This window comes from Telluria sp. LT2P34, from assembly GCF_059685915.1.
The window spans coordinates 356465-378009 of record NZ_JCASIN010000004.1 but is presented as its reverse complement, the minus strand read 5'-3'; the positions used below and the strand labels follow the sequence as shown (position 1 = coordinate 378009).

Sequence of the window (21545 nt, the reverse complement as noted above, 5' to 3'; positions counted from 1 at the left end):
AAGAGCCTAGCATGTCGGTGCAGGCGGATGGGTTCCTTCTTACTTCGTCACCACCACCGACGTGCTCGACACGTTGCCGGCAGCATCCCTGGCGACTGCCTTGATCGTGTGCGTGCCCTTGGCGACTTTCTGGGTGTTCCATTTGAACGACAGGCTGGCGCCATTGTTACTGGCGGCCAGGACGCCATCGATATACAGCTGGTTGATGATCCCGGCCGCACCGCTGTTGTCCGCCGATTGCACCATGATCGTGACCGTGCCGCTGATGCGTCCACCCACCGGACTGGTGATCTGGACCGTCGGCGCGGTGACATCGAGGGTCGGCGCAGGCGCCGGAGCGGGCTGGCTGATGGCAGTGCCCGCCTCATAGGAGCCGATGTCGAGCGCGCCGCTGACTGGCCGGGCATCGCTCAAGGCGCGATGTTTGTAATGGGCCAGCGGGACCAGCGACACCCCGGTGATCGACGATCCGGGATTGGTGCCGGCGTCGACCATCGGTGAACCAGCAGCCGGACGCAGATCGTAATTGGCGCGGTCGACAAAGGCCGGCGCCAGCGAGCGGTAATTGCTCCTGTCGATGGCCGCAGCCTGCGTACTCAGAGCCCCCACACCGGCGACCAGGTTGTTCTGGATGAGGACAGGGGTCGTGACGCCGCTGCCGACCATCACGAAGGTGCCGCGGGAACCGTCGTCGTTGAGGAAGGTATTGTTCACGACATACAGGTTCTGGCCAGGATTGGTCGCCCCCTCTTCGCCATACGCCAGCATCGCCGGATTCTGGTTAACAGCGGGTTGCTGGATGATGTTGCCGATCACGATAGCATTGCCGGCGTTGGGCAAATCGACTTCATAGCTCGGCTGTCCGCTGGCAGTCGTATTCGCCTGCCCGGCCGGCGTGCTGGAGAAGCGGTTGTAGGCAATCGTATTGGTCTGCGCGCGTGACTTCAGGTTGTGACCGATGTTCGCGTCATGCGAGTAGTTGTAGCGAAAAGTCAGGCTGCGCGCATTACCGATATAGATATTGTGCGAATAACCGTCGCCATGGCCATTGAAACCGAATTCGGAACGCTCGATCAGAATGTCCGACGCGGTATTCACCCCAGAGAGGATGCCGTTCTCGTTATTGTGCAAGAAGCTCGAGCGCAGCGTGAAGCCGGTGCCTTCCAGGCGCAGTGCCGCGCCATTCCGGTCGGCCACGCGCGCGCCGAACATTTCGACGTTCTCGATCGTGATGCCATTACCGATCACCACCCAGGTTCCTTTGCCCATGGCATTGGCGCCGCCCGCATCGATCTTCGGACGGCCATTCACGCCGCGGATCACGAGGTTATGGGCATAAATGCCGCAGACGTCGCCCACATAGGCAGTGGCGGCATCGATTTCGATGAGGTCACCGGCGGCAGCGGCGGCGAACGCCTTGCAGGGCGTGGCGAAGGCCTTGCCGTTACCGACCGTCAGGGTAGCGGCCGAGGAAACGCTGGCGACGGCGGAGCACAGCAGCACGCCGGCAGAGATGGCGGAGCGTACTGCGGACGAGGAAATCGACAAACGGCGAATCGTGGGCATCGTTGCTCCTGAGCTGATCAAAAATCGAGCCCGGATCTTCCCACGGATAAATTGATTGTCTACGGAAAAGTAAATCTTCGATAACGACAAAATGTCGGCCCGTTGTCCGAACCCAACAATTCAAATAGAAAATTTACCAAAAGTAAGACTACTTCGATACAGAATCTTGAGAGCGGGCTAAAAATCGTTAAGAGACAAGCACTTAGATATAGCAACAGATGTGCTGTGTACCTACCTGTGTACCAAAAAATCTGGCCAAAGAAGAACCGTAGTGTCTCCCAAGCGACGTTCGCTCCCATTGGATGCAACCCGGGCGAGTCGCCTTGCTTTGTCCGGCGCCAACCACATGCGGCGGCTCTAGACTTTGCACTACGCGGCCTGCTCGGGCATGTCGGGTAGTAGCTGTCGGAATCCGGCGTCGACCGGAGGACAACCAAATCGCAGGATCAAATCTGTTTTACCCTCCGGGGCATCATGTGGTCGCGACTTGGACGTGGCTGATCGATGTTGCTACTGCTAGGCCATTCTTCCAAGCCGTTACGTGACCCCTATCTCTACTATTGATAATGTATTTTATCAAGAGTAGAAACCGCTAGCGTTGTCAGCATCGAGCGACTCGAGTCGACGGCTGATTCATTTAGGTTTTAGCCGGCACTCGGCTGACTGCACAATCTCATTAAACGGCCAGCCTATGAACTTGTTGCAAGTTCTGCTACGCCTGGCCGCGGATATTGAACGCTCCCTCTGATCGTTGGTACTGTCGATCGCTAACCCCAGGCAGCGTCCGCTACCGACCCGAAGCGGACCTCATGCGCAGGTCAGATGCGGGTCAGCCAACGTTTCATTCGACTGCGAAGACATACCAAAACCACAAGCCAGAATAAGAAGGTCAGCAGGAAATCTACTTTTCTTATTTGATCGTCCCCTGTGAATCCCAAGATCAGCGAGACTGAACCACCGGGTGAAAGACCACGATTATCGACTAAGTACGCCAAAGGCCAGCCGGCCGCAACGAAAGTGCAACCAGCCTGGCAGTCTTCGCTCCCTAGAATCACTGCGTTCACTTCGCGCGGCACCAGACTGGAAAGCAGGGTCGCCAAAAGGGCTACCAAACAGTACACGATAGTTTTCTTCATTGTTCTCCGGCGACAATTGGAAGCGTTCTACCGTAAAAGGCCCCTTCTGGCCGGTTCAGACTTTCGGTAGCGTCCGTTTACGACCCAAAGCAGTCGTCAATGCGCTCTTTGGCCAAACTCCACTGCCACCGCTTCCATCGAACGCCCTTATTGCCATCATCTAAAAGCGATCCAAACCTGCGAAAAAAATGATGAAGTGGCTTTTCGTGAGGATTAATATATTGATCTAGTGTAATATTAGTTGAAAATATTTAAAAGGCCTAAAGTGTCAATTACAATTAACACACTCGCACCTTACGCTAGCTTCGTGGTGGCATATTCGACTAAAGCCGTGCCAGACTATAAATTGCTTCAAAGAAACCTTCGAGGATTCTTTCCTACAGCCTTGGGGCGCTTCAAGATCACCAATCTAAAAACGTCTGCCTATCCCGGGATTGCCTCAACTTTCGCGCTTCATGCAAAGGAGAAGCGGAAGGCTACTTGGGGAGGGGGTAATCAGGTGGAAGATCAGCTGAACCACCTAGTCTCATATTTTGCGCTTGAGCGCTTTGTCTTAATTTATATTAGCGATGCCGAGTTGAAGTCAGATGTGTATGACGCATTATTCGACGGTAGGCTCACCAACTGGCAACCTGCTGACGAGCGTGTGCTTGTCAACGCGTACATTACGGGAAGCACCCTTAAGACCCTTTGGCTTGGCGGTACACATCGGAATGTGTCAGTTCGTCCGAGCAGTAAGGTTATTAGTGGCCAAGACCTAGCGGATGCCATTGACCCGTTTGGTGACTCCACATTCGTGGCCGGAGCCGTTCGTTCGTCTAAGGCTGGGGTTAGCCTGAAGAGGAGTGGGGTATGGTTTCGACCAACTAAAGACTGGCAGGATTTTTCTGATATTTCAAAGACCGTCCTCGATTTGCTCATCGCGACTCAAACAAATATTGCGACACTATCGTCAGCAGTACATTGGGGACTTGCTACTCGAGTATTCGATTTTATTGACGTTGGGCCCGCGTACGACATTGAATGGGCGGATCCAGACACACTCAAGGGGAAAAATCGCTCCCGTAAGCTAGAGCAGCTAAGGCATCGCTTTGAAATCGAGATATCTTCTACAACGGTCGCTAACAAAGATGTCTCCGTGTTAGTGACTGAAGTTTCAAGTGGCGCGAGCTGTAACCTAGTCCTTCAGCCAGACTTCAATGCGGGGCGATTAGCGGTGGCGTTCTCGGGTACGTATCCTACACAGTTTACGGACCTTGTCGTGGGCATTACAGCAGACCCCGAACTGATAAGGGTGTACTACGATACTTGGCATACGATATCGGGCGCGAGCCTATGCTTGGCTACGGTTCAAGACCGTCCGTTCACCTTAGATTTTTGCGACTTCAATCGTGGCACTGGATACCATGTAGATCGAGAAAAACCGCCAGGAAAGTCGGTTCCTATTGCAAATATCCTTACAGCTGCCGATCTGAGCTTGTTCAAGTGGGTATTTAAAGATGGACTAGGGCAGCTCGGATTGTCGCAACCGACGCCTGGGCGTTGTTGGCTTTATTGTGATGACGGTGCCGGCGAGGTTGCGGACTTTATTCATATTGAACTTCCCTTGAATCCGGCAACGCAAAAACCAAAAATCGCGCTCATTCATGTGAAAGGCGCTAATAGCCGTAAGGCGACGCGGAGGATATCTGCCGGGGCGTATGAGGTTGTGACCGCGCAAGCAATGAAGAATCTTAGGCGCATGAGTTCCATTAGCATAATTCCTGATTTGACTGCGAGTGTTCGGAAGCATGGAGGAGTGAGAGTATGGGATCGGCCATGGAGCGTTGGCTTAACCTCTTCCTCTGCAGTTGGGAATGCCATGCTTGCGGCGCTGGCGAATATCACCGCAGACTGCGAATATCAGGTAATTGTTGTTCAACCTCACGTCTTGAAGAGCAAATATTTGACTGCAACCGGTCTCGCTGTGAACACGCCTTCGGTTCAACTGCGCAGCTTACTGTACGGAGCACATTTAATGGCGCAGGCAGCAGGCGCAAAATTTCGCGTAATCTCCGATCAACGTTAGATACCAAGATTTAGCACTTCCGCTTGTCAACCCTGTTGCGTGAAAACCACCTTTATAGGTGGTCCGCTTTTGGCCGGTTGCAGACCTATGGCAGCGTCTGATACGACCCGAAGCAGACGTGGTAACTAACTCATTTTTGCGAATAGAGACGATCCAAGCCCAGCTATTGCTTGGTATCGAGAGGCTCTTCGAGGTGTGCGAATCTTGAGAACTCCACGAGTAAAGTGCTGCCTCTTTCAAACAAAAGTTCGTGCACAAAGAGGCCGTTTGTTCCGAGTCGAATCTCATGCGTCAGTAAATCGCCATGCGCGGTATGACTATAGCGTGGCTCACCGGGCCTAGCGGGTGAGTCAAAAGAATATCGCTCAACTCCCGAGTACGTGAGATGAATAATTCGGTCGTGGTACGGCCCGAGAAGGGACAGCTTAACCTCGAGTTTTCTTATCTCGTTCCTACTGCCCGACGCAACTTCACGAACGGTCAGCGACTCAAGCCATGCGTCATGAAGCGACGAGGTGGAAGAGAGATCAAAATGACGCGAATCTGACGCAAAATCGTAGATGTGATCTGGAAGGTCACGCCTAATGGTCTGCAAGTACTCGAGATAGCGCGAGTAATCAATTCCCTCTACCTTGTCGTTAAGAATGTATTTCATCAGTCCTTGAGGCTATCGATTTCTACGTCCGCTCCTGGCCGATAGCGGACGTATTGTAGCGTCCGATTACGACACGAAGTAGCGATTCAATCCTTCAATTATTTTTCAACATACCACTGAATTTCGCTCGGCCCGCCGTAAGTGGAAAAATGGTTCTTGGCAGCTTCTAACGATGAGAAGTGAGGGCTAGTCGTACACACGTCTGTGGCCCTAAATTTCCAAAAGAACACGTCCCCACTCTCTGAAATTGCGTAGTCGATGTAATCTTCGTTGATAGTGCCAGCAACAGCGATCTCGATCGCCTCAATATCAGCGGAACTGTAGTCCCATGTTCGTTGCAATAAACGAACGCTGTACTGGTCTACTCCCTGATACGACCAAGTACCCTCGGCTAACAGACGATCTGCAAGAATAGTTGCTTCCCAATCGTTGCTAAACCTGGGCTGAAAGTTCATGTTTAACCTTCACCGGTGAAAACAAGGTCGAGACATCCTAAGTATGTTTTTTTTCTACGTCCGCTTCTGGCCGGGAGCAGGCATGGTGTAGGTCAAGCAACGCGCTAAAGCGGCATTTCACTTTGGCTAGCCGAGAGCCGTGGTTCTCGAAAATGGGTCGTGTACGGAAGTTATGCCGTTCGAAATTATTCGAAGTACTTCCAATCTCTGGGGTAGATCGGTAAAAGCTTCCCATCACTCAAAATGAAGGTTTGCATTTGTTCCCCCACGTACCCCCCCATCCGATTTTTTGCATTGTACTTGCAATGCGATAAGTAACCATATTTTGGTTCGTAGAGGTAATCCGCCCAGCCCTTGCGTGGCTCAGTACAAGCAATCATTGCCGAATAAGGATCGAAGAACCCAAATTCATTTCGCAGCAAATTTTCGAAATTAGCTCGACTTATTATAGGCCCGAAGTCCGCACGCCTCATCTCATATAATCCAGGCGGGGCAGTGCAAGCACTTATGGCAATACTCAGTAAAACGATTCCAGCTGTCGATCGCCAATTATAAATACGATAACTACGTTTCATTCTAGAAAAAGTATTCATTTTTTCCATTTTTGTTGAGGCGACTATTTAGGATCTTAATATTTAAATTTGACGTAGGGATGTTTTTCACATCTGAATTTGAAAGTAGAGCATTGATTGACGATGTTGCATACTCATTCCCGTCGTCTTTTACTATTTTCTTTGCCTTGACCCAAAGTTTTAAATCTTCTACCGTAAACGGATCAGGAAGTTGACCGTTCTCTACAGCTTCATGGACTTGTTTGATTAGAGGCATGGTCTTTCCTTAAGATTTCCGTGTTCGCCGCCACATGCTGCATTACGTTTTATTTTAGCTGACCGCGGACCTTTTGTACCGCCCGCTTACTACCAAATATGGTCATTGCATCGCTGACCAAGACTAGCGATTAACTAACTACAGCTGCAGACGATCAAGAAGCGGTAAGTCTACCCGAGTTGTTGCTAGATGGGAAAGTTTAGTCTCCAGGTTTCAGGCGGGCTGAAGGTCCGCTCCCGACCTATTGCGTTGAAAAACTCCGCTTAAGCTCGCGATCTTCGCGACCTGTCCCTGTCTAACCGGTCACGGACAGGGAGGCTGCGATGATGGGACGCCAGGCAACGAAGCGGGAGCTATTCGTGTCAGTCAGTCTAGACGAATATGTTCCCGAAGACCACTTGTTGAGGGCGGTAGACCGCTACCTCGACCTCAGCGAATTTCGCGCAAATCTCGCTGATTCATACAGCCATACCGGCCGGCCATCGATCGATCCCGAACTGATGGCCCGCATGCTGCTCATTGGCTATTGCTACGGGATCCGATCGGAACGTCGGCTGTGCGAAGAAGTCAGCATGAACCTGGCGTACCGCTGGTTCTGTCGCCTCGGCCTGAAAGACAAGGTGCCGGATCACTCGAGCTTTTCCAAGAATCGTCATGGCCGCTTCCGCGATCATGACGCCTTTCGCCAGTTGTTCGATTCCGTACTTCGACGCTGCATGGCCGAGGGTCTAGTACAAGGCGAGGGTTTTGCGACCGACGCCAGCATGATCAAAGCCGACGCGCAGCGACAACGTTCTTGCCCAGGTAATGCTGATATCGATTGGGGCAATCTGGAGCAGGCAAGCCGGCCTGTGCACGAGTATTTGGCCGCGTTGGAACAGGCTAATCCGGTGCCGCCTGCCCCGAAAAGGATCTCTCTGACTGACCCGGCATCGACCTGGACTGCCGCCGCCGGTCCGGCTATTTTTGCTTACTCGACAAATTACCTGATCGATCTGAAAGCGGGACTGATCGTCGACGTCGAGGCGTCGGCCGTGAACAAAATGGCCGAAGTCGAAGCGACCAAAATCATGATCGATCGCGTCGAAGAAAAGTTTGCTATCAAGCCTCAACGACTGGTGGGCGATACGAACTACGGTGTCGCTGCAATGCTGGGGTGGCTGGTCGATAAAAAGAAGATCGCCCTGCACGTTCCGGTATGGGATAAATCCCAGCACCACGACGGTACATTTAGCCGTAGCGATTTCATCTTCGATGGCAAAAACAACCGCTATATTTGCCCTGCCAGCAAGTATCTCCAGCCGCCTCGTCGTGGTGAGCCGAAAACACCATTTCGCTATCGGGCCAGCTTGAACGACTGTCGGGTTTGCGGCCTGAAACCAAAATACTGTCCCAACATGGTCGCCCGCAAGATCGACCGCAGTCCGCACGAACCCGCCCGCGATATCGCGCGTGCTATCGGCAAAACCGAGGCATATCGCCAGTCACGCCGGGAACGAAAGAAGGTTGAAATGCTGTTTTCCCACCTAAAACGCATTCTTAAACTGGGTCAATTACGCTTGCGTGGCCCCAGCGGCGCCCATGATGAGTTTCTGCTAGCAGCCACAGCCCAAAATCTTCGGCGAATGGCCAAAAAGCTGCTTTCAACCAAACAAAACATGCAACTAATGATCAGTTGAGCGGACCCGGCATTGCCTACGTCACGAATCTTTCCTGTACAGTTAATTCATCAGGACTGATCTTGCCTACAAGTTTTTCAACGCAATAGGTCGATAGCGGACGTGTAGCTCGCAGCAAGCAGCCTAAAGTTCTTGTCAAGCTTAAGGCTCCCACCGCTACAAACCATCGCAGTAAATAACTTCCCTTGACGTTAACAAGGCGGCCTCGGCGTTACAACTTTGGGCCTTGCCAGCAGCGGAGCCTAGGGCAGTCGGTTTTACGATACGCATCACGCTCGCGCGCGAGACGTCGTAGTCCCGAGCCAAGGCGCTGATCGACTCGCCTGTCTTGAATCTTGAAACCATCGCCGCGCGCTGCTCATCCGTCGTACTCGTTGGGCGTCCCAGGGCCTTGCCTTCAGCCTTCGCCCGGGCCAAGCCGGATTGGGTACGCTCGACCAGCAAATCACGCTCCATCTCAGCCATTGCCGCCAGCATGGTCAGCATTAACTTGCCGGCGGAGGACGTCAGGTCCAGTTTGCCTAGCTGCAGGACGATGACCTCGATGCGGCGCGCGGCCAGCATGTTGATCGTGGCGCCGACGTCCTGGGCATCCCGGCCGAGGCGATCGAGCTTCGACACCACAAGGGTCTCGCCGTCGCGGATCTTGTCGAGCAGGATGCGGAACTGGGCCCGCTGCAGCGCCGGCACCTTGCCGCTCACACCTTCGTCAGCAAACCAGTAGGCGACGTCGTAACCGGCGCGCTCCAGCTCGAGACGCTGGTTCTCGCTCTGCTGCTCTTTAGTGCTGACTCGACCGTATCCGAAAATTGCCATCTGGCTCTCCGCGTCTGTCCATTAGTGTCCAATAACGTTCAGTTTACATATGAACATGTGCAAAAGCCAGCAGCATATTTTGTGAACACCTCTCACCTATCGGCGGCAGACGTGTTCATAAACGGTCGATTGTGAACAGGTGGAAGAGACACCAATCCGTTTGATAACAGGCCAGATTCCTCACTGCAGTCAACGTGCTGGGAGTTGTGGGAGGCCAGCAAATACCTAGAGAAGCACCCCCAACGTCTCGGGACATGCTCTTTTGGTGGCGCTGCGCCCCTGCCTGAGGGATATAGGGGGTAGCCGTGGACACGATTTACTCGAGAGGCTGCCGGATTTTGGGTTTAAATAATCGACCTAAATTAAGAACCACGCGCAAATTCAACTATGATTATGGGTGTCAGAAAAACTTGGAACCTGAATGCCCCAATTTACAATCCCCTCACTCGGCACTTACGAATTTGACCGGTACCCGGACGAATGTCCTCTTTGCCATAAGCATGTGCACGCAACACTCAAGTTAGTGCAACTTATCGGCACCCCTGGACAATACGGCGCACGAGCAGAGATAGAGACGGTCTTCCTATGCCCAAACGATGACTGCAAGAGATACTTCCTGGCCTACTATAAGGAGTCGCGTAGCAACCACGATTATGGCAACCAGGAATTCAGGTTTAACGGCGCTGCCCCGTGGCTGCCAACGAAACCAATTGTCTTTGAGGGAATCAAGACGCTATCTCCGAGCTTCTACAAGATCTACGTACAGGCTACCGAAGCCGACATGCGGAAGCTCGACCAAGTCGCAGGAGTAGGATATCGCAAGGCTTTGGAGTTTCTGATAAAAGACTACTGCATTTCAAAGCGCCCCGAAGACGCAGATCGTATCAAAGCCTCGAAGCTTGGAGGCTGCATAAAAACCTATGTAAGCGATCAGAATATCAAGGATTGTGCAGAACTTGCCACATGGCTGGGCAACGACGAGACCCACTACGTCCGCGCTTGGGAGGACAAGGACATCAACGATCTGAAGGCTTTGCTGGGGCTGACTATGTCCTGGATTGAGACGAGTATCAAGACGGATCAATATCGTGAATCCATGTCGAACAGAGGAAAGTAGTCCTCTGCTTCCGGACCCTGCATCGCCAACTGGGGCGTGCAGGGGGCAACCCGCATTGGTATCGATTCGAAGGACAAACCGATTTTGCAATAAAATAATTCAAAATCGCAAGTATTCGCTGTATTGTGACAATTCAGCAACTTCCTACAGTCCTCCATGCCGACATTAAAAGTAACCTGCCCATCTTGCGGCAAGGCTGATGGCCTCCCACTGGTGTACGGGGATTACAACCTGCTGCCTGATGATGTTCGTTCACAGGTAGATCATGGACAGGTCCTCTGTGGTGGCGATTCCATCTCGATTGGTAACGATGGTCGACCAATGACCATGGCCTGCCCTGCTTGTGCCTGGGAGTGGCGTTGCTAAGGATGGCAAGTTAGAAGGAACAATCTTTTCTTTCCAACCTACCTAGACCGGAGTGATCTCCAGCCGGCTCGTGGGATTGGTCATCAGTTCGGCTGGGCAATCTGTAGTGGGACCTTTGGAGAAGCCGCCCGAGAGGCCCCGGAGAAGCCATCAATGGTGATCCGATCAGTTATCCAGCAGCAGTCTATTGGAGAGCCCTGGTGCGCACGAACGACCATCGCAACCTACAGCAGCTGCAGGTCTATTACAACGAGAGCGTTATAGATATTGCTGCGCGGCTCGATTAAAAAAAATAAATTAATTGCAGGACTAGGGAAGGGAATCATTTTGAAAGAGTATATTTCTAAGAATTTGTTTTTTTTGATTTTGACTGCAGCTGTTATTCTGTTGCTCATAGCATTTACCACCGGGTCAATTCCAAGCGAAAATCGATCCACGGTTTTAACCTCGTTACTCTCGACATTTATTGGTGCGAGCTTTGCATTCCATTTGAATACAGCGAAAGAGCGCCGAAAGGATGACGAGTCACGCATCGCTGCTCTGAGGATAGCGCTATTTATCCTCGCGCAGCAACAAAATTCAATTGTCGGCTTCTGGCAGATATTGCGGTCGTGGAAAGATCGTAAGGATAAGGGTTTAAACATGCGACCCATGATGGCGCCTGGTCAGTCGCATTTAAGGCAAGACTTAAATAAGCTCTCTTTCATGCTCGCCGATGAGCCGGCGTTATTGCTTGAGCTTTCTGTCGAGGACGATCGCTTTGCACAAGCTTTGACGGCTATTCAACAACATATGAAATTTCATGTAGAGGAGGTTCAACCTATCTTCGAAAAGATGCAACTAAATAATAAGTCACTAACAATCGACGAAATATGCAACGCGATGGGAGCGCGTATTTTTGAAACTGCTAGAGTATTAGCTGACAATGTTATTCAACACGTTGAAGAAACCAAATATAGCCTTGGTGCTATTGCACCAAAATTATTCGGCTACGCAAAAAAAGAATTCCCGAACGATAAATTCGTGAAAGTCAGCTTTGATCCAGAATCCTCAGAATGAATATGATAGGTTGCACAAGGAGACACCATGTTCATCACAAATAACCAGCACCCATGCATAGAGTTCAGCCCAGATCATGGTCAGCGGTCCCTACCCTCGTCCACTACTTTAGCGACAGGGCCAAACCTTTCAAGTCGGTCCTGCCGCCGCTGATCGAGGGCGCGGGAGGGGGCCAGGAGCGGGTGTTAATTGTTGGTCGCCCCTGAGCGAGGTGCTGGACGAGACGATCAGAATCCACCGCGAGCCGGACTGGCCTGACCAAGTCGTCGTTGATGAAAAGCACCGCGCTTTCTTCGAGGCCGTGAAGCAGTCGCTCGTAGTGGCGCTTGCGAAGATCGATCAAATCGAATTCGCGATCTTAGATGATCAGGACGGATGCTGATTCTAACCACAAACTTCAAACCACATATCTAAGCGATAAAACTTAATGTCATCATATCGAATCGGCATGCGTTACGAGCGTCTACTGATGCTTGCAGCACCAATCTCTTTAGCATGTATTCTGCTGGCTTTCGTCGCTTCGGCCTCGGATCTTGGCACGGCGAAACGACGATCTACGTGCCAGCAACTCGCGGCCCAACTGGTAGAAAAGAATCAGGTTGATCTACAACGAGAATACGACAAAAAACAGGTTATTGGAAAGACGATGTATTTTAATGAGTACTCGTCTGCACTAAGCATGCTTATGATTGAGCCGCGAGTCTACCAAGACTGCGACGATGATATTGCAAAAGTTGGCATCCATGAAGATATCTCGCCTAAAGACCTAGCTGCCAAACTAAAGAAACAGGCCACAGAAACAATCGAAACTTTCGAAAAGTCTCCGATTCGCTCCTATGGCGTAGAGATTCCCGAAAAGGCTACCATTTCCTTGTTTGGCACGCAAATAAAAATGGGGATCACGACGTCAATCCAAGTACTGCAGGTGGCACTTATACCAATATTGGTCTTGTGGCTGGGCAGTTTATACAACACACGCTATCGCGAAACGTCTCTAATTGATACAGCTGCTCAAATTTCAGACCTATATCCTCATTCTATTAACGTTTATGCCGTTGGCAGTCTTCCAAGCTTGCGGAAGAAGAGCTGGACAAATTATTATTGGAAGAAAACGATTCCATTTCTTCCAACCTTCTATCGAATCTTTATTCTTTCAATACTCATCCTACCCTCAACGGTGACTTATTCCATCAGTTTATACTTTTTAGCAGAGGGATTTGAGTGGTCGAAGATGGTACCTGCAGTTGTTGTGGCATGGTACACACTGATAAATCTCGGACTCGAAACTTTCCCTTGGCATTCAAGCAAAATTTTCCCTCCGCCAAGGTCCATGCAACGATCAGAGTGATTGATACACGCTGGCAAGCCAGACGCGATTGACTTTCTCGATGGTGCGCCGGCCGTCCAAGATAGCCGTATCTTCCGCTAAGCTATCACTATGATTAGCAAAGTCAGTTGAATTCTGTGCGTGGCTTGTCTAGTTCGGGCATCAGGCCGGTAAAAAGCTCATTCTCATGACAGTCAACGGACGGACATCACGTTGCTCAGTATTCAGGCGGGCGTTTTAACACGGGGGTTGCAACCAGCTGCCACAAGCCTAAGTAACGAAATCTATTTATAGTCCTACGGCTTGAATCGGATGCGTGACACAAAGCGTGATACATGTTGTGATACACTTGAGTTTCGGTCGCCAGAAAACCCATAGATATCAGTAACTTAGAAATGCCTCGGAGCTTGTTATGTTCCGGCTCCGGGCACCAATATTCATCCAAGTTTCGCTGATGACGGTGCAAATCCAATAGTTCCGCAATTCTGAGTTAATTCCGCAAAAGGTGCGGCGATCAGCTTCGCCGCATCAACATTACTGACCCCTCCTGGCGTACGCCGCACTGCTCTCCCCGCTCTCAGCCCCCCTAAAAAGCACCTCGTCGCCGTGCATCGTCACTAGTATCGCGCCGACGAGGACTCGGATGATCCGCTCCTGACGTGAGTTACCGTGCAGCGACATTCTGACCTCAGGCCCCCGCCGCACATTGAGAGCGTGAGCGCGCCGCTCGCGCCTTGGTCGGACTGAATATCCCGGTCGTGCTTGCGACGTATCGCTCCGATATTAACGATGAAGCACCTTGATCCAGTCGAGGAATGACCGAAGTCCGATTGGTATCCTACCTTGGCGTAATCGACTCGGAGAGTCGGGCAGGATAGGTGAAGTAGGCCCACCCGCGTAGCGTGTTGTCCTCCTTCCCTCCCCTTATTCGCACTCCGTGCTCAACGGGAATCCTGCTCTGCGAGGCCAGCCGGCTGCGCCGGCCAAAAGGGAGGTGATGATGAAAAGCCTGACACGGAAGGACAGCCCTGCCATCAAGGTCTACTGCATGCCGGAGGAGCGTGCGCAGTTGCAGGCCAAGGCTGCGGCCGCGCGTCATAGCGTGTCGAGCTACCTGCTGAATGTCGCGCTGGGCTACGGGGTCCGCTCCGCGCAGGACCACCGGCATGTTGAAGAATTCATTCGCGTCCACGGAGACCTCGGCCGTTTTGCCGGACTGTTCAAGCTATGGCTGACCAATGACGAGCGCACTGCGGTTGTCGGCGAATCGACCATCCGTGCTGTGCTGGAAAAAATCGAGGCGACACGGGACGAGCTGCGCGACGTGATCCGCGCGTTGGTGACGCCCGGTACCGGCCCCGACGAATTTTAGCGGCAAAATTCTCAGGCCTGATCATGATCGCCAAGCACATCCCCATGCATGCGGTGAAGAAGAGCGGCTTCGCCAGCCTGGTGCGCTACCTGACAGATACACAGGGCAAGCAGGAGCGGACGGGCGACATCAGGGTGAGCAACTGCATCGGCGACGACGTCGAAATGGCGACACTGGAAGTCCTGAATACGCAAGCGATGAACACGCGATCGCGGGCCGATAAAACCTACCATCTGATCGTCAGCTTCCGCTATGGAGAGGAACCTGAGGCTTCCCACCTGGCGTCGATCGAAGAGCGGATCTGCGATGCGCTTGGCTTCAGCGAACATCAGCGGGTCAGCGCGGTACACCACGACACCGACAACCGCCACCTGCACATTGCCATCAACAAGATTCACCCGACGCGCTTCACGATCCACGAGCCGTTCCACGCTTACCGGGCACTCGCCCGCGCGTGCGAAACGATCGAGGACGAATTTGGCCTGCGCAAGGATAACCACGTGCCGCACAAGGTGGGCGCAGAAAACCGTGCCGCGGACATGGAGCACTATGCCGGCATCGAAAGCCTGCTCGGGTGGATTCAGCGTGGATGCAAGGCGCAGATGCAGCAGGCGCAGTCGTGGGAGCAGCTGCATGCCGTCCTGTCCGCGAGTGGGCTGTGCCTGCACCCGCGCGCCAATGGCCTTGTGATTACTGCGGAAGACAGAACCACGATCAAGGCCAGCTCGGCGGGCCGTGAATTTTCCAAGCCAAAGCTGGAGCAGCGCTTCGGTCCCTTCCAGGCAGCACCGGAACAGGTGGCCGCACGGAAGCCTAAACGCCAATATGAAAAGCGCCCACTCAGCCTTCGAGCAGATACGGAGAAGCTTTTTGCTCAGTATGAGGCGGCACAGGTGCGGGCGAAGGAGGCTCGGGCGCGTGAATGGGAACGGCTACATATGCGCAAGGAGCGGAGGATCGAGGCGGCTTTGCGCAACGTTCGCTTGAAGCGCGCCACGCTGAAGCTCGCCAAAATGCCTCGTGACACCAAGAAGTTGATGTATCGCGCACTTACCAGCGCCCTGCGTGACGAGATCTCGGAAATCAAGCGCGAGTCCAGGCAGGAGCGCCTGAGCATCAGCCAGAAATGCCGGCAGTGCCAGTGGCTGGACTGGTTACGTCACCAGGCAGGAGCGGGTAACCCGGATGCACTTGCTAAGCTTCGCCGGCACAAGCCTACACGCGACCGAGCCGGCGATGGTATCAACGGCACTGTGCATCTTCCGTCGTCCGCTTCTCGTTGTCGCCACGACGGCGTGACCAGACAGGGAACGATCATCTACCGGGCCGGCGCAAGTGCGGTCAGGGATGAGGGGAATGCAATCCGTGTTTCGCGCGGCGCGGAACAAGACGCGATCGAAGTGGCCTTTCGGATGGCAATCGAACGATTCGGCAAGACGATCAACGTCCAGGGTTCTGACGCTTTCAAGGAACAAATCGTTATCGCAGCCGTTACCGCACACCTGCCGATTGTGTTTGACGACCTGGCGCTCGAACAACGCCGTCTGCAGCTCGCTGAACCAACCGCTACTCGAGCAAATCCGCCCTACGACGCCGGCATTCGCTCACCTGCCGCACGTGGCAGTGAAAGACCTGGACCGACGGCAGCTCGAGACGTCCATCCGCCGAATCCACGCGTTCCACAGAAAGGAAAAAGTACAGCGCCTGCTCGCAGCCGTCGATGATGCAGACTACGCACAGTCGTGTTGACTACGGCATGCTTTGAAAACGAGGCTGCCGGCTGATTTCAAACTGCCACCAAGAACGCGGCATGGCGCCCATTAGCAAGCGCCAGCCAAAGGCTCATGCAGCGTGAAAAATCGGCGTCACACTTCCGCTCTCAATCTGTGCCTGCACGAAGTCAGCCCACGCCTGAAGTATGGTGCGTCGTTGTTGTGCGTACTCCGCGCGGTTGTACACCCCTTTGATGCCAAGGATTTTGTGGGCGAGGGCCCGTTCGATGGCATCGGACGGATGACCCATTTCGTGCAGGTGTGTCGAGGCTGTGCGACGGAAATCATGGAGGACGAAATGCTGGACGTCGATCGACAGCGCGCGTACCGCTTGATTCAACGTACTACTGCTGATCGGTCGATCGGACGCCCCACGTGAACTGGGGAACACGTATTCCGATCCGCCGGCATAAGTCATGAGCTCCTTCAGCATGTCCATGGCCTGGCGCGAGAGATACACGCGATGTGGCTTGTCCTTCTTCATGCGCTCGGCCGGGATGTCCCAGATTGCTTCATCAAGATTGAACTCCGCCCACTTGGCTTCCGTGAGCTCCGTCTTCCGAACCATCGAAATGAGCAGGAGGTTCAAGGCGAGTTTGAGCGTACGGCGAATGTCCGAGGCGTAGATCGTCCTGAGCACAAGACCTATCTCCCACGCCTCGAGGACCCGGGTCCGGCTCGCCTCGGTGGCAATGAAGCGCGCGACCAGGGCTTGGGCCGGGTTAGTGTCTGCCAGCTGGCGCGCGATCGCAAAATCATACATGCGGCGGACTGCATTTCGCGTCAACAGCGCCATTTTTGGCGATCCCCTCGCCTTGATCTTGTCACACAAGGCCAGGATGTCCGCCGGCTTGACTTGAGTGAGGGGCATGTGGCCCAAGGCTGGAAACACGTCTTTCGTCATCAGGCGACGCAGTGTGGTGACATAGCTCGTCGACTTGCCTTCGACCTGCTCCTCAAGCCACTGTCCTCCAAAAGTCGCCACCGTGTTCCCCATCGCCGCCTTCGCCACCTGGGCGGCGCGCCTCGGAGAGTCGTTGCGGACAACCATCCCCGCCCACTGATCGCGACGTGCGCGTGCCTCGGCGAGACCTATTTGCGGATACGGGCCAATGGTGAGTGTGGGCTGACGCACGCCATGGAGCTGATACCGGTAACGCCAGATCTTGGAACCAGACGGCATCACCTCAAGCAGCAGTCCACCGAAGTCACTGACCCGGTAGCGCTCTGCTTTAGGCTTCAGTGCCTTGATCTTGGTATCGGTCAGGACGGCAGCTTGACGAGGCATGGGACACCTTTTAGGTACACACTCAGCAGCGTTTTTTCGCTCTGTGTACCTAACTGTGTACCTAAAACCGTCGGCTGTCTATGGAAGCCCCCGGACGAGCCCGGACTTCAGGTTGACATTTCTCATAGGAGAACCCAAAAAATTCCGGACGAGCCTGGACGTTTATGGATGAGCTCTCATTTGCCGATACAAAAGCGGCTGAAAATCACCCCCAGTAAATCGTCCGGCGTGAACGCGCCCGTAATGCTCGACAGCTGATCCTGCGCCAGGCGCAGTTCTTCGGCGAACAAGTCGAGCGACTGGTCATCCTGGGCCGCGTGCTGCGACGCCATGTCGAGATGCTGGCGCGCGCCGCGCAGGGCGATCAGGTGGCGCTCGCGCGCCAGGTAGAGCGACTCGCCGGTCTGCTGCCAGCCGGCGATGCGCAGCAATTCGCCGCGCAGCAGGTCGATGCCCAGCCCTTCGTTGGCCGACAGGTAGATATGGGTCGCGTCCGCCGCGCCCTCGACCGCGGCGCGGTGCCCGGACAGATCGATCTTGTTCCAGATGCGCACCACCGGCACGCCTTCCGGGAAAGCCGCGACGATGGTTTCATCGGCCGCGCTCGGCCCCAGGCTGGCGTCCAGCAGGTGCAGGATCACGTCGGCCTTGCCGACTTCGCCCCAGGTGCGCTCTATGCCGATCCGTTCGACCACGTCGATGCCCTCGTCGATCGCGCGGATGCCCGCGGTATCGATGATATTCAAGGGAATGCCTTCGATCTGGATCGTCTCGCTGACCTTGTCGCGCGTGGTGCCGGCAATCGGCGTGACGATCGCCACTTCCGCCCCCGCCAGCGCATTGAGCAAGGACGATTTACCGACGTTCGGCTGCCCGACCAGCACCACGTTCAGGCCCTCGCGCAACAAGGCGCCCTGCGCCGCCTGGCGGAACACGTGCTGGAGCGAATCGATGATGCCGTTCAATTGGCCGCGCGCATTCGATTTCTCGAGAAAATCGATTTCCTCTTCCGGAAAATCGAGCGTCGCCTCGACCAGCATGCGCAAGTTGATCGTCTGCTCGACCAGCCGGTGCACCACCTGCGAGAAGGCGCCCGACAGCGACTGCGAAGCCGAGCGCGCCGCCGCTTCGGTGGACGCGTCGATCAGGTCGGCCACGGCTTCGGCCTGGGCCAGGTCGAGCTTGTCGTTCAAATAGGCGCGGCGCGTGAATTCGCCGGGGTCGGCCAGGCGCAGGCCCGCGTCCGCACCCGCTTCCAGCACCCGCGCCAGCAGCATCTGCAGCACCACCGGCCCGCCGTGGCCGTGCAGTTCCAGCACGTCTTCGCCCGTGTACGAATGCGGCCCCGGGAAATACAGAGCCAGGCCCTGGTCGATGACGCTGCCGTCGCCTGATGTGAACGGGAGATAGGTGGCGTGCCGCGGCGCGAGCGTGGCGCCGGGGAACAGGGTGTCGATCAGGGCGCCGAGCGACTTGCCCGAGGCGCGCACGACGCCAATGCCGCCGCGTCCTGGTGCGGTGGCAATCGCGGCGATGGGAGAGGTAGTTAGCTTCATGGGGAAAATTGTAGATGATAAAAAAAGCCCGTGGGGTGCACGGGCTTCTTGTCGGGCGCGGTACGCTTACTTTTTGACAGTCTCGTACTTTTTCGTGATCACCCACTGCTGCGCGATCGACACCAGGTTATTGACCACCCAATACAGCACCAGACCCGACGGGAAGAACACGAACATGACCGAGAACGCCAGCGGCATGAACAGCATCATCTTCGCCTGCATCGGGTCGGCCGGTTGCGGGCTCAGCTTTTGCGTGATGAACATCGAGCCGGCGTACAGGACCGGCAGGATGAACCACGGGTCAGGCTGGGTCAGGTCGGTGATCCAGCCGATCCACGGCGCGCCGCGCATCTCGACCGAAGCCTGCAGCACATAGTACAGGGCCAGGAACACCGGCATCTGCACCAGGATCGGCAGGCAGCCGCCCAGCGGGTTGATCTTCTCGGCCTTGTACAGCTCCATCGTTGCCTGTTGCATCTTGACCGGGTCGGCTTTGTAGCGTTCGCGGATCGCCTGCATCTTCGGGGTCACCACGCGCATCTTCGCCATGCTGCGGTAGCCGGCGGCCGACAGCGGGAAGAAGGCCAGCTTGATCAGGATCGTGAAGGCGATAATGGTCCAGCCCCAGTTGCCCAGCAGCTCATGGATCTGGTCCATGACCCAGAACAGCGGCTTGGAGATGATCGCGAACATGCCGTAGTCCTTGACCAGTTCCAGGCCCGGGGTGATGGTTTCCAGGCGCTTCTCGTCCTGCGGGCCCGAATACAGGCGCGCCGTGTTCGAGACGGTTGCGCCCGGAGCGACGGTGCCCAGCGGCTGGACCGTGCCGATCGCGTACAGGTTGGTGGCCAGCTTCTTGGTGAAGATTTCACGCGGCGTGCTCTCGGTCGGGATGAAAGCCGACACGAAGAAGTGCTCCGACACCGCAATCCAGCCGCCGTTCGCCTTGGTGGCGTGTTCAGCCTGGCCTTTTTCGATATCGGCGAAACTCAGCTTCTTGTACTTGTCTTCCGGCGTCCACAGGGTCGGGCCGATGGCCACGCTTGGCATGAACCACGAACCACCCGGCGCCGGGTTGCCGTCGTGCTGCAGCTGCAGGTAGAGCGACGGCTGCACCGGCGCGGCGGTCAGGTTCGTCACGTCGTGGCGCACGTCGACGACGTAGTCGCCGCGTTTGAAGGTCAGCGTCTTGGTCAGCTTCACGCCGCCCTGCTCGGCTTCCAGCACGACCTGCACCGAATTGTTGCCGTCGAGCGTACGCACGCCAGGACGCGCCACGAAGGGCGTGTTGTGGTTCGGCAGCACGCCGGCTGGCGTCGTACCGATCAGGCCGGTCTGGCCGAGGTAGACGTTGTTGCCCGACACGTCGAACAGGACCTGGTTCTTGGTCTTGTCGTACTGGTCCGGATACTTCAGCAGCTCGAGGCGGCGGATCACGCCGCCGACGGTGTCGATCTCGGCCTTGACGACGTCGGTGCTGACGACGATGCGCTCGGCGCGCACCGCAACGGGCGCAGCCGGCATGCCGGGAGCGGCGGGCACGGCGCCCGGCACGGCGCCAGCTCCCACCGCGGGGGCAGGAACACCGGCGGTGCCGTTCGCGAGGCTGGCCGGCGCGATGGCCGGCGCGGTGGCAACCTTGGCCGGCGGCGGCGCCGGCGAGAACATCGACTGCTTACCGTTCGACACCATCCAGTTGTTCCACAGGATGACTAGCGAGACGGAAAAGACAATCCACAGAATGGTACGTTTGTTGATTTCCATTGAGGTATTGATCAGGAGTGGTTGCAACCGCAAGCGGCTGAGGGTGAATGCTTGTGCCCCTTGGGCGGCACGGGGTCGACACCACCGGCGTTCCATGGGTGGCAGCGGCCGAGGCGGCGCGCGGCCAGCCAGCTGCCGCGCAACGCACCATGGGTCTGGAGCGCCTCGATGGCATAGCTGGAACAAGACGGGTAAAAGCGGCAATTCTGTCCGAGCATCGGTGACAGCACGAGCCGGTAGGCGCGCAGGATCAGGATGAGGACATTTTTCATGGCGTTGCCGGCGCAGCAGGTGCAGCAGGTGCAGCAGACCCGGCCGCAGCCCGCGGACGCTGCGCAGATGGACGCTGTGATTCGATCAGGCGCGACAGTTCCGCGTGCAGCAGGCGTTTGAGCGCGCTGTTGGTCGCCGGACCGGCCTTGGTATTGACCGGACGCGCCAGGCGCACGATGCAATCGACGGCCTGGATGGCGTTCGTGCGGAACAGCTCGCGACAGATGCGCTTGATCGTATTGCGGGTGACGGCGCGCGGCGCGAAGCGCTTGGCCGCGACAATGCCCAGCCGCGCATGGGGCAGCGGGCTGGGCCGTGTGTACAACACGAAATGCGCGGATTTTTGCGCCGGCCGCAAACGAAAAACGGATGAGAATTCATCCGTTTTGAGAATGCGCCGAGCGCGCGCGAAGTCGTGCGAACCTTCGCCTGTCATGGCTGACCGCGG

General features: G+C 55.3%; 18 protein-coding genes. 8 read left to right on the top strand and 10 right to left on the bottom strand.

What is annotated here, in order from left to right:
- Positions 1-39: 39 nt before the first annotated feature.
- Together AC56KZ_RS14235 and AC56KZ_RS14230 are read right to left on the bottom strand one after the other, a co-directional pair.
- On the bottom strand, positions 40-1566 hold the full coding sequence (locus AC56KZ_RS14235; RefSeq protein WP_497162828.1) for an Ig-like domain-containing protein: 1527 nt from the start codon (positions 1564-1566) through the stop codon (positions 40-42).
- Positions 1567-2384: 818 nt separating this feature from the next.
- Entirely contained in the window at positions 2385-2702 is a 318-nt protein-coding gene (locus AC56KZ_RS14230; protein ID WP_497162827.1) for a hypothetical protein, read from the bottom strand.
- Between the two features lie 331 nt (positions 2703-3033).
- On the opposite strand from AC56KZ_RS14230, the gene AC56KZ_RS14225 reads away from it, so the two are divergent.
- Positions 3034-4770 (top strand): hypothetical protein, encoded by a 1737-nt coding sequence (locus AC56KZ_RS14225; protein WP_497162826.1) that lies wholly within the window; start codon positions 3034-3036, stop codon positions 4768-4770.
- A 753-nt stretch (positions 4771-5523) separates the two neighbouring features.
- On the opposite strand, the gene AC56KZ_RS14220 is transcribed toward AC56KZ_RS14225, so the two are convergent.
- Positions 5524-5880, bottom strand: a complete 357-nt coding sequence (locus AC56KZ_RS14220; RefSeq protein WP_497162825.1) for a hypothetical protein — start codon at positions 5878-5880, stop codon at positions 5524-5526.
- A 576-nt stretch (positions 5881-6456) separates the two neighbouring features.
- Positions 6457-6708, bottom strand: coding sequence for a hypothetical protein (locus AC56KZ_RS14215; protein WP_497162824.1), 252 nt, complete (start codon positions 6706-6708; stop codon positions 6457-6459).
- Positions 6709-7031: 323 nt separating this feature from the next.
- Between AC56KZ_RS14215 and AC56KZ_RS14210 the strand changes: the two genes are divergently transcribed.
- Complete coding sequence (locus AC56KZ_RS14210; RefSeq protein WP_497162823.1) at positions 7032-8387, top strand: transposase; 1356 nt, start codon at positions 7032-7034, stop codon at positions 8385-8387.
- 156 nt (positions 8388-8543) lie between these two features.
- Here the strand turns inward: AC56KZ_RS14210 and AC56KZ_RS14205 are convergent, their stop codons facing one another.
- Positions 8544-9203 carry a recombinase family protein gene (locus tag AC56KZ_RS14205; protein ID WP_497162822.1) on the bottom strand — a complete coding sequence of 220 codons (660 nt, stop codon included), beginning with the start codon at positions 9201-9203 and terminating at the stop codon, positions 8544-8546.
- Positions 9204-9624: 421 nt separating this feature from the next.
- On the opposite strand from AC56KZ_RS14205, the gene AC56KZ_RS14200 reads away from it, so the two are divergent.
- The 6 genes from AC56KZ_RS14200 (at position 9625) to traI (ending at position 16168) form a co-directional block, all read left to right on the top strand.
- On the top strand, positions 9625-10320 hold the full coding sequence (locus tag AC56KZ_RS14200; RefSeq protein WP_497162821.1) for a hypothetical protein: 696 nt from the start codon (positions 9625-9627) through the stop codon (positions 10318-10320).
- 693 nt (positions 10321-11013) lie between these two features.
- Positions 11014-11745: a hypothetical protein gene (locus tag AC56KZ_RS14195; protein ID WP_497162820.1), complete on the top strand. Its 732-nt coding sequence runs from the start codon at positions 11014-11016 to the stop codon at positions 11743-11745.
- A gap of 211 nt (positions 11746-11956) precedes the next feature.
- Positions 11957-12127, top strand: a complete 171-nt coding sequence (locus AC56KZ_RS14190) for a hypothetical protein (RefSeq protein ID WP_497162819.1) — start codon at positions 11957-11959, stop codon at positions 12125-12127.
- Positions 12128-12193: 66 nt separating this feature from the next.
- Entirely contained in the window at positions 12194-13093 is a 900-nt protein-coding gene (locus tag AC56KZ_RS14185; protein ID WP_497162818.1) for a hypothetical protein, read from the top strand.
- 979 nt (positions 13094-14072) lie between these two features.
- Complete coding sequence (gene traJ / locus AC56KZ_RS14180) at positions 14073-14444, top strand: conjugal transfer transcriptional regulator TraJ (protein WP_497162817.1); 372 nt, start codon at positions 14073-14075, stop codon at positions 14442-14444.
- A gap of 23 nt (positions 14445-14467) precedes the next feature.
- Positions 14468-16168, top strand: a complete 1701-nt coding sequence (traI, locus tag AC56KZ_RS14175; protein WP_497162816.1) for a TraI/MobA(P) family conjugative relaxase — start codon at positions 14468-14470, stop codon at positions 16166-16168.
- Positions 16169-16286: 118 nt separating this feature from the next.
- Here traI and AC56KZ_RS14170 read toward each other — a convergent pair whose 3' ends face one another.
- The 5 genes from AC56KZ_RS14170 to rnpA all read right to left on the bottom strand — a co-directional run bounded on the left by AC56KZ_RS14170 (position 16287) and on the right by rnpA (position 21533).
- The gene (locus AC56KZ_RS14170) at positions 16287-17504 is read right to left on the bottom strand and encodes a tyrosine-type recombinase/integrase (protein WP_497162815.1); all 1218 of its coding nucleotides are present in this window, start codon (positions 17502-17504) and stop codon (positions 16287-16289) included.
- 176 nt (positions 17505-17680) lie between these two features.
- Complete coding sequence (gene mnmE / locus AC56KZ_RS14165; protein WP_497162814.1) at positions 17681-19060, bottom strand: tRNA uridine-5-carboxymethylaminomethyl(34) synthesis GTPase MnmE; 1380 nt, start codon at positions 19058-19060, stop codon at positions 17681-17683.
- Positions 19061-19126: 66 nt separating this feature from the next.
- The gene (gene yidC / locus AC56KZ_RS14160; RefSeq protein WP_497162813.1) at positions 19127-20824 is read right to left on the bottom strand and encodes a membrane protein insertase YidC; all 1698 of its coding nucleotides are present in this window, start codon (positions 20822-20824) and stop codon (positions 19127-19129) included.
- 11 nt (positions 20825-20835) lie between these two features.
- Complete coding sequence (gene yidD / locus AC56KZ_RS14155; protein WP_497162812.1) at positions 20836-21096, bottom strand: membrane protein insertion efficiency factor YidD; 261 nt, start codon at positions 21094-21096, stop codon at positions 20836-20838.
- Positions 21093-21533 (bottom strand): ribonuclease P protein component, encoded by a 441-nt coding sequence (rnpA, locus tag AC56KZ_RS14150; RefSeq protein WP_497162811.1) that lies wholly within the window; start codon positions 21531-21533, stop codon positions 21093-21095. The genes yidD and rnpA overlap by 4 nt, the downstream gene beginning before the upstream one ends.
- Between the last annotated feature and the right edge of the window lie 12 nt (positions 21534-21545).